Genomic DNA, 13747 nt, shown 5'->3' with positions numbered 1-13747 from the left:
ACGGGACCGCCGTCTCGGGCGGGCGAGAGGCGAACGACGGAGAAGAGAGGAGACCATGACCGAACACGGAACCGCGAAACCGTCGGAAGAGCTCCGGAAGGCCGCCATGCGGCGGCCGCACCTCCGGGAACACCTCCGGGAGTTCAAGCAGATCACGGGGGAGTTCCCGCAGTTCATCGAGGAGCCGAAAGACGAGTACGAGTCGAACCGCCCGAACGTCATCTACCCCGTCGGCGGGCCGATATACAGCCACATCTACGGCGACCTCGGGCAGGACACGAAGTACTACGCCATCGAACCGGAGGTGTCCGGCCCGCAGGCCGAGATCCTCAATCAGGTGAAGAGCCGGCTGCTCTCCGCGAGCGGCCAGCACAGCGCTCCCGACTCGGAGGCGGAGTACGACGACCTCATCGAGGAGCTGTTAGAGGAGGTGACCCACGTCGACGACGGGACCACCGGGTGGCGCCGCGGGCTCTCGAAGATCCGGAACTTCGGGAGGCTCTCCGTCACGGAGGAGACGTACGAGAACATCCGCTACCGGCTTAACCGCGACATCGTCGGGCTCGGCCCCCTCGAACCGGTGATGCGCGACCCGGCCAACGAGGACATCCACGTCATCGGCCCGAAGGAGTGCCACGTCGACCACGGCACCTTCGGCATGCTGGAGACGACCGTCGACTTCGGCACCAAAGGGGAGTTCGACAACTGGCTGCGCAACATGGGCGAGCGGATCGGCGACCCGCTCTCCGACTCCGACCCCATCGTCGACTCCACGCTGCCCGACGGGTCGCGTATCAACATCATCTACTCCGACGACGTCTCGCTGAAGGGGTCCTCGCTCACGATCCGGCAGGGCGACGAGGTGCCGCTGTCGATCAACCAGATCACCAACTGGGGGACGCTGTCGCCGCAGCTGGCGGCGTACCTCTGGCTCTGTCTGGAGAACGAGCAGACGGTGTTCGTCGTCGGGGAGACGGCGTCCGGGAAGACGACGACGCTGAACGCCATCCTCTCGTACATCCCCGACGACTCGAAGATCTACACGGCGGAGGACACGGCCGAGGTCATCCCGCCGCACAGCACCTGGCAGCAGCTGCTGACCCGCGAGGGGGGAGGCGAGGGGAGCTCCGACGTCGACATGTTCGACCTCGTCGCCGCCGCGCTGCGGTCGCGCCCCGACTACATCATCGTGGGCGAGGTCCGGGGCGCCGAGGGGCGCATGGCGTTCCAGGCGGCCCAGACCGGCCACCCGGTCATGCTGACGTTCCACGCGTCCGACATCGTCTCGATGATCCAGCGGTTCACCTCCGAGCCGATCAACGTGCCGGAGACGTTCATGGACAACGCGGACGTGGCGCTGTTCCAGAACCGGGTGAAGCAGGGCGACAAGGTGTTGCGCCGGGTGACGAGCGTCCAGGAGATCGAGGGGTACTCCAAGGAGATGGAGGGGGTCGTCACCCGCGAGGTGTTCAGCTGGGACCCCGTCGAAGACGAGATCGTCTTCCAGGGGATGAACAACTCCTACGTGCTCGAAGAGCAGATCGCAACGCTGCTCGGCTACGCCGACACCCGCGACATCTACGACGACCTGGAGTTCCGCGCGGAGCTCATCGAGCGGATGATCCAGGAGGGCATCTTGGGCTACCACGAGGTGAACGACGCGATCAACTCCTTCCAGCGCGACGGCGTCGAGGGGCTCCCCTTCGACATGCACCGGAACGTCAGGTGATCGCGGCGATGGTCGAGTCGACCGGGACGGCGGAGATGAAGGGGGTTGCACGGTAGCATGTCGGTGAAAGGAGTCGGCAACGGGCTCGCGACCGCGGCCGAGTTGACCTCGGCGGTCATGGAGTCGTACGACAGGCTCGACATCTCGAAGCGGAAGTACGTCGGGCTCGTGTTGCTCCCCGCGGTCCTCGTGTTCGCCGCGAGCGTCGTCGGCCTGTTCGTCCTCCCCCTGCCGTTCGCGGCGCGGGTCCCCGTCCCGATGTTCGGCGGGCTCGTGCTCGTCGCGGCGGTGATCTACCCGAAGATCTACCTCTCCAGCTTAGAGAACCAGATCGACAACCAGCTCCACCTCGTGATGACGCACATGACCGTGCTGTCGACGACGAACATCGACCGCATGGAGGTGTTCCGGACGCTGGCGAACGAGGAGGAGTACGGGGTCGCCGCCGAGGAGATCGCCCGCGTCGTCCACCTCGTCGACACGTGGAACCAGAGCCTCGACGACGCGTGTCGCCGGCGGGCCGAGGAGGTCCCCTCCGACGCGATGGCCGACTTCTTCGACCGGCTCGGCTACACGATGGGGGCGGGCCAGTCGCTAGAGGAGTTCCTCGTCTCCGAGCAGGACGTCATGCTCGCGAAGTACGAGACGGTGTACGAGTCCTCGCTGGCGAACCTGGAGGTGATGAAAGACCTGTACATGTCGATGATCCTCTCGATGACGTTCGCCCTCGTCTTCGCCATCGTCCTCCCGATCCTCACGGGGAACGACCCGACGGCGACGGTGGCGGCCGTCATCGTCCTGTTCGTCTTCGTCCAGCTCGGCTTCTACGCGATGATCCGGGCGACCTCGCCGTACGACCCGATCTGGTTCCACCCGGAGGAGCGCGCGCCGGGCGACCTGAGGCTGTGGGCGTCGCTCGGGGTCGGCGGCGGGCTCTCCTTCCTGATCATCGGGATCACCGCGGCCGGGATGTTCGGCTACGGTCCCGGGCTCCCCGGGCTGCTCTGGTTCGTCGACGACGTCCGGCTCCCGCTGTACCTCGCGGTCCCCATCTCGCCGCTGATCATCACGGGCGTCGTCCTCAGGCGGGAGGAACAACAGATCACGGCCCGCGACGGCGAGTTCCCCTCCTTCGTCCGGGCGCTCGGCGCCACCGAGAGCGCCAAACAGTCGACGACGACGGACGTGTTGACCACGCTGCGCGAGAAGAACTTCGGCGACCTCTCGCCGGCGATAGATCGGCTCTACCGCCGGCTCAACATGCGGATCAGCACCGAGGGGGCGTGGGAGCAGTTCACCTACGACACGCGGTCGTACCTCATCCAGAAGTTCTCCGAGATGTACCTCGTCGGCCGGCGGATGGGCGGGGACCCGAAGCAGCTCGGCGAGCTGATCTCGAAGAACATGAACGCCGTGAACCAGCTGCGCGAGCAGCGGCGGCAGGCGGCGATGACGTTCATCGGGCTGCTGTACGGGATCACGGCGGCGGCGACGTTCGCCTTCTTCATCGGGCTGGAGATCGTCGCGATCTTAGCCGACCTTACCGCGGACTTCGGGCTCGAACAGATGGACATCGGCCAGATCGTCTACCCCGGCGCGTACGACATCCCGCTGATCGAGTACCTGCTGCTCACGGTGGTCCTGTTCAACGCCGCGCTCTCCTCGCAGATGATCCGCCGGATCGACGGCGGTAACCCCGCGAACGGGTACATCCACTTCGTCCTGCTGACGTGGCTCGGCGCGGCGACGGCGATCGCGACCCGGACGCTGGTCAACGCGATCCTCTCGATTTAGGGATGAAGTGAAATCACTGTTCGTCCGGGTCAAGCGTCAATCCCAGCTGATCGCACACGTCTCCGAGCACGGAAACGAGGGTGTCGGCCTGCGCCGATTCCGAACCCAAGTCCCAGCTCAGGGGCCCCAGTCCGGTCGCGCCGCCACCGGCCATCACCGTCACGGACGCCCGGTCCGCGGCTTCCCGTTCGATAACGATGGTCGCTTGGAGGTCCGAGTTCGTCCGCAGGTAGTACTGTTCGGCCGCGATGACGTCGAATCCGTCGCCCGAGTGCCTCACGACGGATCCTCCGTCGCTCTGATCCGGACTACCGTACAGCGACCCTCCCAGCTGTACCGTTCTCTCCGCTTCCCCGTCGGTCTGACTGAGGGTATCGTACAGCGACTCCGGCAGCTCCTCCACCGCCGTCCCGCGTACTTCGACCGCCCTTCGATCCATTGCCCTTTCCGTGTCGTCTACGCCGAATAAAAACCACCGTCTCTATCGCTCGAACAGCGTCGGTTCGCTGACGTCGTCGTCCGCCGCCTCCCGCCACGACCGACTCGGCTCCCACCCGAACAGCCGGTCGGCCTTCGCGACCGCGTAGGCGCCCCGGTCGTCGCCCTCGGCGAGGGCGTTGCCGTCGATCGCGCAGTCGTCCGGGACCTCGCCGTACGACTCGCGCAGGAGGTCGAGCAGGGGACGGTCGAGCGCGTTGTCCGCCGCGACGCAGTTGACGGCCTCGTGGGTGCCGGGCGCCACGGACGGGTCCGGCCTCGCGGTCTCCTCGAGCGCGGCGGCGACGAGGTCGGCGACGTCGCGAGCGTCGACGTACGACCAGAAGTTGCCGGCGCCGGCGTCGAGGTCGTCGACGTATCCGTCGCTCCGGCAGGCGTACGCGCCGGGGTACTGGATCCAGGACGGGCGGACCGAGACGGCCGGGACGTCCTCGCGGCGCGCGACCGCGCCGGCGGCCGCCTCCGCGGTCACCTTCGAGAGCCCGTACGGATCCTCCGGTCGGAGGAGGTGGTCCTCGGTGACCGGCAGTTCGTCGGGGAACGGGGTCGGCTCCGCGAAGAAGAAGCCGTACGCGCCGTCGCTCGACGCCTGCACGATCCGGGCGTCGGCGCGGCCGGCGGCGTCGAGGACGTTCTTCGCGGCGTGAACGTTCGTCTCGAACACGCGTCCGTCGGGGTGGGTTCCCGCGACCGGGATCGCCGCCCAGTGGACGACCGCGTCGGGGTCGACCGCGTGGACGACGTCGAGCGCCTCGCCGCGGTCGGCGAGGTCGGCGGCGCGGAACGAGACGTGCGGGGCCGGGTCGGCGGCGAGTCCCGGATGCTCGTAGTCGGCGACGACGACCTCGTAGTCGCCGGCGAGTCGGTCGACGACCCAGCGCCCGGAGGCGCCGCGGCCGCCGGTGACGAGGACGGTCTCCATGCGTGCGGGTCGCCGCGGCGAGGCAAAAGCGCACCGTCGTCGCGGTCGGGCGAGATCGGTCGCCGTGTCGGAACCCCGGCAGGCTTTAATCCGGCGAACGGTAAAACTCGGGTATGGAATGGAAGACCGACTGGGGACTGCGTGGACGGATGGGGTTCACGATGTTCCTGCTCTTCGCCCTCTACGTCGTGTTCATCGGTGTCCTGATCGAGGTGTTCAACGTCGGGATTCTCTTCACGCTCGCGATGTTCGGGGCGTTCTCGTTCGCCCAGTACTTCTTCAGCGACAAGCTCGCCCTGCGGAGCATGGGCGCCCGCGAGGTGAGCGCCGACGAGTACCCGGACCTCCACCGCCGGATCGAACGCCTGAGCCAGCAGGCCGACCTCCCGAAGCCCGCGGTCGCCGTCGCCGACACGCAGGTGCCGAACGCGTTCGCGACCGGTCGGAACAAGAAGAACGCGACCGTCGCGGTGACGACCGGGCTGCTCCGGTCGTTAGACGAGGACGAGCTCGACGGCGTGCTCGCCCACGAGCTCGCGCACGTGAAGAACCGCGACGTGATGGTGATGACCATCGCCTCGTTCCTGTCGACGATCGCCTTCTTCATCGTCCGGTGGGGGTGGCTGTTCAGCGGCGACAACCGACAGGGCGCGCCCGTCATCGTCGCGATCCTCGCGTCGATCGTCGTCTGGATCGTCTCGTTCCTGCTGATCCGGGCGCTCTCGCGGTACCGCGAGTACACCGCCGACCGCGGCGCCGCGCTGATCACGGGGAAGCCCGGCGCGCTCGCGTCGGCCCTGATGACGATCGACGGACGGATGGACCGCGTCCCGGAGGAGGACCTCCGTCAGGAGGCGGAGATGAACGCGTTCTTCATCATCCCGATCCGCTCCGGCTTCATCGGCAAGATCGCCTCGACGCACCCGTCGACCGAGAACCGCGTCGAGCGGCTCCGCGAGCTCGAACGCGAGATGGAGACCGCCTGAGTCGGCGGGATCGATCGGTCGCGGTCCGGCGGCCGGTCGGGTGAGCCGTCCGGACCCGGCAAACGCGAACGCGAAGTGCGCCGTTTTTGTCGTCGGGCCGAGCACGGCAGCCATGGGTCTGCTCGCCGATCCGACGAAGCGACGCTGGCTCGGGTGGGGGTCGCTCGCGGTCGTCTTCCTGCTCGTCAACGTGCACCGGCTCTCGACGGCGGTGCTGTCCGAGCGGCTGATCGACGCGTTCGGCATCACGGCGGCGCAGCTCGGGACGCTGCACGCCTCCTTCTTCATCATCTACGCCGCCGTCCAAATCCCGACCGGCGTGCTGGCGGACCGGTACGGCGCGCGGTACGTCGGGGCCGCGGGCGCGGTCGTGCTCAGCGTCGGCGCGATCGGCTTCACGCTCAGCGGGAGCTACCTCTCGGCGTTCCTCTTCCGCGGGGCGATCGGGCTCGGGAGCGGCGTGATCTTCGTCTCCACGCTCCGCTTCTGCGCGAACTGGTTCCGCGTCGACGAGTTCGCGACGATGACGGGCGTGACGACCGGTATCGCCGGGCTCGGCGCGATCTTCGCCACGGTTCCCCTGGCGGTCGCCATCGACCGCGTCGGCTGGCGTCCGACGGTGCTCGCGCTCGCGGCCGTCGGCTTCCTCGCGGCCGTGGCCGTCTTCGCGCTCGTGCGTCGATCGCCGCGCGACGCCGGGCTCGCCCCGATCGAGAACGTCCCGGAGCAGCCGTCGATAACGCTCGACGAGACCGTCGGGCACCTGCGCGCGCTGCGGTCCGACCCCGACCAGTGGCTGCTCTCGGTCGTGTTCTTCTCGGCGATGGGCTCGATCCTCACCGTGATCGGGCTGTGGGGCGTCCCGTACCTCGTCGTCGTCTACGGGCTCGACGTGACGACCGCCTCGTCGTTCACGCTCGTCGGGGCGATCGGCATGCTGCTCGGCGCGCCGGCGACGGGGCGCGTCTCGGATCGGCTCGGGACGCGTCTGGGCCCGATGATCGCCGGGCTCGGCCTGTTCACGCTCGTGCTCGGAGTCGTCCCCGTCTTCGGCGACCCGCCGCTTCCCGTCGTCGGCGCGACGTTCTTCCTGATCGGGTTCAGCCTCGGGTTCGTCATGCTCGCGCTCCCGATCATCAAGGAGAAGTACCCGGCCGGCGCGAGCGGGGTCGCCACGGCGACCGTGAACGGGGCCGGATTCGTCGGCGGCGCGGTCCTCCCGACGGCCATGGGGTTCGTCCTCGACGGCTACCGGACGGGCGACGTCGTCTCCGGGGCCGTCGCCTACACCGAGCTCGGCTACCGGATCGCCTTCTCGCTCACGACGGTCGCCGTCGGCCTCGCCTTCTGCAGCGCCGTCTGGCTCGCCGTCCGAGAGCGACGGCGGCCGAGCGCGGGCGGTCGGTGAAGCCCCGGACGCGCTTCCGCCGTCCCGGTCGGTGATCCCGCGATAGTTCGAGATAGTACCAAAAATACATACACTCACTGATTTTGATGTATAAGTCGATCGAGTACGACCGGAGACAGGAGATCCGAGATGAGTCCGCGAGCAGACGGTGAGAGTCCGACTCGCTCTTCGAACGAACGGGGCGAGCGGGCTCGGCAGAATGAATCAAACGCCCGGATGAAATCGGGATGAGGCGGACATATTTAAATAAAACATGGATAATAGATCGATCTGTCACTTCAAAGCGCCGCCGTGAGGCGTCCGCGATCGATGCCGACGCACTCCGGGAACGCGTGCGACGGCCTCTCCACCGGCGAGCGCTCGCGGAACGAGCTAGTACGAAGTTTACGAGATGTGAGCGTATTTTCGATACATCATATTGTAGTTAGATCCTCGTGGCAGAGCTTCGGTCGAGATACGCGGGCGCGGATCGACCCTCGCTGGAAACGGTCGGCGTCCGAGTGAGGTCAGAATAACAACAGTACTCGTGTTAGTCGAAGCCGCGACGGAGCGCAAGCGGGCCGCCGTCGGACGGCGGACCATCGCATTCGAGCACATCGAACGGAGAGGCGGCCGCGGACGGCCGCAGTCCGGCGCTACGAGTGCGCGATGTTGAGTTCGAGCTCGTTCGCCGCGCCGAGGAGGAGATCCGGTATCTCGGACTCGAGTCGGTCCCCGTTCAGGCGATGAGAGGGGCCGGTGACGCTGAGCCCGCCGATCACCTCGCCGTCGGGGCCGCAGATGGCGACGCCGACGGCGTGGGTCCCGCGGAGCGACTCCTCCCTGTTGAAGAAGTAGCCGCGCTCGCGCCCCGCCTCGATCTCCGCGCGGAGCTCGTCCGGGTCGGTGATGGTGTGTTCCGTCACCGGATCGAACGACATGCGTTCGAACATGTCGGACAGCTCTGACTCGGGCAGCTCGGCGAGGATCGCCTTCCCGGCCGACGCCGCGTACAGAGGGATGCGACTGCCGATACCGGGGTCGGTGCGGACCGCTTGGTCCCCGACGGCCCGCGCGAGGTACACCGCCTTCCCGTGTTCCTCGACGAAGAACTGAGCCCGCTCCCCGGTGACCGCCGCGATCTCCTCGACTTTCTGGCGGACGAGGTCGTACCCGCGGTAGCTGCTCCGGGCCGTGACGCCGACCTCGAGGAACCGGAGCCCGACGTGGTAGCCGCCGTCGCGCCGGACGACGTAGCCGAGGTCCTCCAGCGTGTGGAGGTGGCGGTGCACCGTGCTCTTCGCGTAGTCGAGCTCGGCCGCCAGCTCGGCCAGCGACGCGCCGTCGTTGTCGACGAGCCGTTGCACGACGTCGAACATCGTTTCGGCGGTCCGTACCGCGTCTCGTTCCGGCTCGTCGGCGCCTGTCGGCCGTTCGTCCATACACACGCGTCGGACTCCGGCCACATAAGCGTTCGATTCTGTCGAACGAATACTGGCGGTCGCGGCCGTCGCCGGCGGCGACGCGCCGACACGCGGCCGACTGCCCCAACGCGTAGGTTTAATTCGGGCGACCGTCTGCGGCCAAGCGTGGTATCGTTCTCGTCGATCGCGGGAGCCGACTCGGGGATCGTCCGGGAGCGGCCCTTCCAGCTCCTGCTGCTCATCAACGTGCTCCCGCCGCTCGGCACCGCGCTCCTCTCGCCGGTGCTCGGCTCGCTCGTCGAGCCGCTGGGCGCGTCGACGGCGAACATCGGGCTCATGATGTCGGCGTTCACCGCGCCGTCGATCGTCGTCATCCCGATCGCGGGCGTGGTCTCCGACCGGTACGGGCGGCGCCCGGTGCTGATCTTCGGGCTCGTCTGGTTCGGGCTCACCGGCACCGCCATCGCCTTCGTCTCCACCTTCGGCGCGGCGCTCGCCCTCCGCGCGCTCCAGGGGATCGGCTTCGCCGCGCTCACGCCGATCATCATCACAAGTCTCGGCGACCTGTACGCGGGGACGAAGGAGGCGACCGCACAGGGGCTCCGGTTCACCGGCTCGGGGCTCTCGCAGACGGCGTTCCCGCTGGCCGCGGGCGTCCTCGTCGGGATGGCGTGGCAGTACCCGTTCCTGCTGTACGCCGTTGCCTTCCCGATCGCGGCGGTCGTCTACCTGTACTTCGAGGAGCCGCTCGACGAGGCGGCCGACGAGGGGTCGGAGGCGGGGCTCCGGGCGCAGCTCGGCGACATGCGCGCGCTGGTCGCGCACCGCCGGGCGTGGACGATGGTCGTCGCGCGGGGGAGCGCGAACGTCGCGTGGTTCGGCTTCCTCACGTACAACTCGATCCTCGTCGTCAACGTCCTCGGCTACACGCCGGCGGAGGCGGGGGCGCTCGCTGCGCTCGCGAGCCTCACGTACGCGCTCGCGGCGACGCAGGCCGGCCGGATCGCCGACGTGTTCGACGACCGGCTCTACCCGCTCGTCGCCACGAACCTGTCGATGGGGACCGGTCTCGCGCTGGCCTTCCTCGCCCCGTCGCTCCCGGTCGCCGCCGTCGGCGTCGCGTTCATGGGGATCGGGTTCGGGCTCGTGCTCTCCATCTACCGGAGCGTCATCACGACGCTCCCGCCCGCGGACCTGCGGGGCGGACTCGTCAGCCTCGGCGAGGGGAGCGGGCGCGCGGCGGCGACGGCGACTCCGGTGTTCATGGGCGTCGCCGTCGCGGTCGCGACCGGACCGCTCGGGTTCGAGACGGCGGTCCGCGCGGTCGGGGTCGGCACGGGCCTGCTCGGCGGGGGCGTCGGAATCGTCTGCCTCCTCCTGATGAGCGCGTCGCCGCCGATCCGGATGGGGGAGTAGCGCTCGGAGGCGACCCCGCGGCGTCGACCCGCGACCCCGACCACCGGCACCCACGGGTACTTTATCGGCCGACCGCGACGCGTGGACCATGTCCGCCATCGACGTCGCGGTGCTCGACGACGACGCGCACGGGATCCCGGCCGCCGACTACGCGGAGATACTCGACCGCCGCCTCCCGGACCGCGAGGTGCGGCTCGCGGCCACGCCCGACGAGCACGACCGCTACCTGCGGGAGGCGACGGTGATCGCCGGGAAGTACATCGACGCCGAGGAGGTGGCGGCCGCCGAGAACCTGCGGCTGTTCGCGTGTAACGCCGCCGGCGTCGACCACCTCCCGCTGGACGCGCTCGCCGAGCGCGGCGTCGCGGTGACGAACGCCTCCGGGGTCCACGGGCCGTGCATCGCCGAACACGTGCTCGGTTCGGTGCTGACGTTCGCGCGGCGGCTCGACGAGGGGCGCCGCCGCCAGCGACGCCGGGAGTGGCGCCGCTTCCAGTCGTTCACCGAGCTCGCCGGCAGCACCGTGACCGTCGTCGGCCTCGGCTCTATCGGCGAGGCCGTGGTCGAGCGGTTCCGCGGGTTCGACGTCGACACGATCGGGGTCCGCCACACCGTCGCGAAGGGCGGCCCGACCGACGAGGTGGTCGGGTACGACGACCTCGCCGACGTGCTGCCGGGGACGGACGTGCTCGTCCTCGCGTGTCCGCTGACGGAGACGACCGAGGGGCTGGTCGGCGAGGCCGAGCTCGCCGCGCTGCCGACGGACGCGATCGTCGTCAACGTCGCGCGCGGCGGCGTGATCGACACGCCGGCGCTCGTGGACGCGCTCCGGGCGAACGCGCTCCACGGCGCCGCGCTCGACGTCACCGACCCGGAGCCGCTCCCGAGCGACCACGACCTGTGGGGGTTCGAGAACGTCTTCCTGACGCCCCACGTCGCGGGCCACACGCCGAAGTACTGGGAGCGGTGCGCCGACATCGTCGTCGAGAACCTCGAACGGGTCGGCGAGACCGGCGAGTACGAGGGGCTGAGGAATCAGGTCGCGTAGGCGAGAGAGCGGCCGAATCGGGGGAGAGCGGGAGAGAGCGTTACTGGTACGCCTGCATCCCGGTGAGGTCCTCGCCGAGGATCAGCGTGTGGATGTCGTGGGTTCCCTCGTAGGTGTACACCGTCTCCATGTTCGTCATGTGGCGCATCGGCGAGTAGTCGGCCGTGATCCCGTTGCCGCCGAGCATCTCGCGGGCGATCCGCGACTGGTCGCGGGCGGTCCGGACGTTGTTGCGCTTCGCCATCGAGACGTGCTGCGGCCGCATCTCGCCCGCCTCCTTGAGGTCCGCGAGCCGGTGGGCGAGCAGCTGCGCGAGCGTGATCTGCGTCGCCATCTCCGCGAGCTTCTGCTGTTGCATCTGGAAGCCGCCGATCGGCTTCCCGAACTGCTCGCGGTCGGTGGCGTACTGCCGAGCGACCTCGAAGCAGTCCTGCGCGGCGCCGACCGCGCCCCACGCGATGCCGTAGCGGGCCTGGGTCAGACACGACAGCGGGCCCTTCATTCCCGTCACCTCGGGGAGGACGTTCTCGGCGGGCACGTGCACGTCCTGGAGGCTGATCTCGCCCGTGATCGACGCGCGCAGGCTGAGCTTCTCGTCGATCTTGTTGGTGGTGACGCCGTCGCGGTCGGTCTCGACGAGGAAGCCGCGGACGGGGGTGCCGTCCTCGGTGTGGTCCTTCGCCCAGACGACGGCGACGTCCGAGATGGGGGAGTTCGTGATCCACGTCTTCGAGCCGTTGAGCACGTAATCGTCACCGTCGGCCTCGGCGCGCGTCTCCATCGCGGAGGGGTTCGAGCCGTGCTCCGGCTCCGTGAGCCCGAAGCAGCCGACCGCCTCGCCGGTGCCGAGCTTCGGCAGCCACTCCTCCTTCTGCTCGTCGCTGCCGAACGCGTGGATCGGGTACATCACCAACGCGCCCTGCACGCTCGCCATCGAGCGGAGCCCGGAGTCGCACGCCTCGAGCTCGCGCATCAGCAGGCCGTAGGCCGTCTCGCTGACGCCCGGCAGGCCGTACCCTTCGAGGTTCGGCGCGTAAAAGCCCATCTCGCCCATCTTCGGGATGAGTTCTTCGGGGAACGTGCCGTCGATCCAGTGCTGGCCGATGTCGTCGACCTCGCCGTCGATGAACGACCGGGCGGAGTCGACGAGCATCCGCTCCTCCTCGGACAGGGTCGACTCCATGTCGAAGTAATCGAGCATACGAACGCTTGCGATCCCAAGGATAAATAAGTATAGTCTCGCCCGTCGAGCGGCCGGGAGCGGGGGTCGCCGCGGGCGCCGAGGAGCGGCCGAGATCGGAGCCCGAGGGCGCCCGAAACCGCCTCAGAACCCGTCTGTTCCCTCGAGGAGGTGCTCCTCGACGACATCCATGTCGAGTTCGATCCCGAGGCCGGGCGCCTCGGGGACTTCGATGCGGCCGTCCTCGATCAGCGGCTCGTCGCGCGCCAGCAGGTCGTCCCACCAGTCGACCTCCAGCGCGTGGTACTCCAGGAGGTCGAAGTTCGGCGTGGCCGCGCCGAGGTGGACGCAGGCCATCGTCCCCACCGGGCTACAGACGTTGTGCGGGGACATCGGCATGTAGTTCTCCTCGGCGCGGTCGGCGATCCGCATCGTCTCCGTGAGCCCGCCGACCGTGGCCGGGTCCGGGGTGACGACGTCGACGCCGTGCTCGTAGATCAGGTCCGACAGCTCGAAGACGCGGAACCGGTTCTCGCCGGTCGCGACCGGCGTCCGGGTGGCCTTCGTCACCTCCTTCTGGGCCTCCATGTTCTCCGGCGGGATCAGGTCCTCTAACCACATCAGGTCGAACTCCTCTAACTCGTGGGCGAGCCGCTTCGCGCTCTCGACGGAGTAGTCCCAGTGGCAGTCGAAGGCGAGGTCGACGTCGTAGCCGATCTCCTCGCGCACGGCGGCGACGATCTCCCGCTTCTCCCGAATCGCCGCGTTCGTCAGGCGCCCGTTGTACGGGTCGTTCTCGTTGTCGGCCGGGAGGTCGAGGTCGAACTTCAGCGCCTCGAACCCCATGTCGGTGACGCGGGCGGCCTCGGCGGCGTACGCCGCGGGGGAGTACGCCTCGGCGTCGGCGTAGGCGGTCGCACCGTCCTCGACCGCGTACGCCTCGCCGGCGTGGCAGTCGCAGTAGAGCCGGACCTCGTCGCGGTACTTCGAGCCGAGCAGCTGGTAGACGGGGAGCCCGAGGATCTTCCCGGCGGCGTCCAAAAGCGCGATCTCGATGCCGGACGCCGCGGTGACGACCTTCCCGGTCGTGCCGCCGTGGCCCGACATCTCCTGGAAGATGTACCGGACCAGGCGCTCGACGTCGAGGGGGTTCTCGCCGACGAGGAACCGGTTCGTGTACTCGACGAGTTCCGGGACGCCGCCGCCGCGGTACGACTCGCCGATCCCGGTGACGCCGGCGTCGGTCTCCACTTTGATCAGGTTCCACTCGAAGTTCCCCTCGACGACGCAGGCGTCGATGTTCGTGATCTGTACGTCTCGGTCCGGGTCGCGGGTGTCGATCTGGTCTGAGTAGTCTCGCATG

General features: G+C 68.6%; 11 protein-coding genes. 6 read left to right on the top strand and 5 right to left on the bottom strand.

The features are described from left to right. Positions 1–55 precede the first annotated feature (55 nt). Entirely contained in the window at positions 56–1729 is a 1674-nt protein-coding gene (gene flaI / locus B4V04_RS09540; RefSeq protein ID WP_144798318.1) for an archaellum flagellar ATPase motor FlaI, read from the top strand. 57 nt (positions 1730–1786) lie between these two features. Next, the gene (gene arlJ, locus B4V04_RS09535; protein WP_498231142.1) at positions 1787–3523 is read left to right on the top strand and encodes an archaellar assembly protein ArlJ/FlaJ; all 1737 of its coding nucleotides are present in this window, start codon (positions 1787–1789) and stop codon (positions 3521–3523) included. A gap of 13 nt (positions 3524–3536) precedes the next feature. Here the strand turns inward: arlJ and B4V04_RS09530 are convergent, their stop codons facing one another. Then, positions 3537–3962, bottom strand: a complete 426-nt coding sequence (locus B4V04_RS09530) for a hypothetical protein (RefSeq protein WP_498231141.1) — start codon at positions 3960–3962, stop codon at positions 3537–3539. Between the two features lie 42 nt (positions 3963–4004). Beyond that, entirely contained in the window at positions 4005–4943 is a 939-nt protein-coding gene (locus B4V04_RS09525; RefSeq protein ID WP_498231140.1) for an NAD-dependent epimerase/dehydratase family protein, read from the bottom strand. 113 nt (positions 4944–5056) lie between these two features. On the opposite strand from B4V04_RS09525, the gene htpX reads away from it, so the two are divergent. Together htpX and B4V04_RS09515 are read left to right on the top strand one after the other, a co-directional pair. Then, on the top strand, positions 5057–5929 hold the full coding sequence (htpX, locus tag B4V04_RS09520) for a zinc metalloprotease HtpX (RefSeq protein ID WP_498231139.1): 873 nt from the start codon (positions 5057–5059) through the stop codon (positions 5927–5929). 112 nt (positions 5930–6041) lie between these two features. Next, positions 6042–7337, top strand: coding sequence for an MFS transporter (locus B4V04_RS09515; protein WP_498231137.1), 1296 nt, complete (start codon positions 6042–6044; stop codon positions 7335–7337). A gap of 635 nt (positions 7338–7972) precedes the next feature. Here the strand turns inward: B4V04_RS09515 and B4V04_RS09510 are convergent. Continuing rightward, positions 7973–8758 carry an IclR family transcriptional regulator gene (locus B4V04_RS09510; protein ID WP_144798324.1) on the bottom strand — a complete coding sequence of 262 codons (786 nt, stop codon included), beginning with the start codon at positions 8756–8758 and terminating at the stop codon, positions 7973–7975. A gap of 147 nt (positions 8759–8905) precedes the next feature. Between B4V04_RS09510 and B4V04_RS09505 the strand changes: the two genes are divergently transcribed. Together B4V04_RS09505 and B4V04_RS09500 are read left to right on the top strand one after the other, a co-directional pair. Further along, a complete protein-coding gene (locus tag B4V04_RS09505; RefSeq protein ID WP_498231135.1) occupies positions 8906–10156 on the top strand; it encodes an MFS transporter in 1251 nt (416 codons plus the stop codon). Between the two features lie 88 nt (positions 10157–10244). Further along, positions 10245–11204 carry a D-2-hydroxyacid dehydrogenase gene (locus tag B4V04_RS09500; protein ID WP_498231133.1) on the top strand — a complete coding sequence of 320 codons (960 nt, stop codon included), beginning with the start codon at positions 10245–10247 and terminating at the stop codon, positions 11202–11204. A 40-nt stretch (positions 11205–11244) separates the two neighbouring features. Here B4V04_RS09500 and B4V04_RS09495 read toward each other — a convergent pair whose 3' ends face one another. Both B4V04_RS09495 and B4V04_RS09490 read right to left on the bottom strand, forming a co-directional pair. Further along, entirely contained in the window at positions 11245–12405 is a 1161-nt protein-coding gene (locus B4V04_RS09495) for an acyl-CoA dehydrogenase family protein (RefSeq protein WP_144798327.1), read from the bottom strand. A 123-nt stretch (positions 12406–12528) separates the two neighbouring features. Beyond that, a complete protein-coding gene (locus tag B4V04_RS09490) occupies positions 12529–13746 on the bottom strand; it encodes a mandelate racemase/muconate lactonizing enzyme family protein (RefSeq protein WP_498231131.1) in 1218 nt (405 codons plus the stop codon). Position 13747: the final 1 nt, after the last annotated feature.

Source organism: Halorubrum sp. B52, assembly GCF_059752555.1.
The sequence above is the reverse complement of the archived record's forward strand: the minus strand, read 5'-3'. Positions and strand labels throughout refer to the sequence as shown.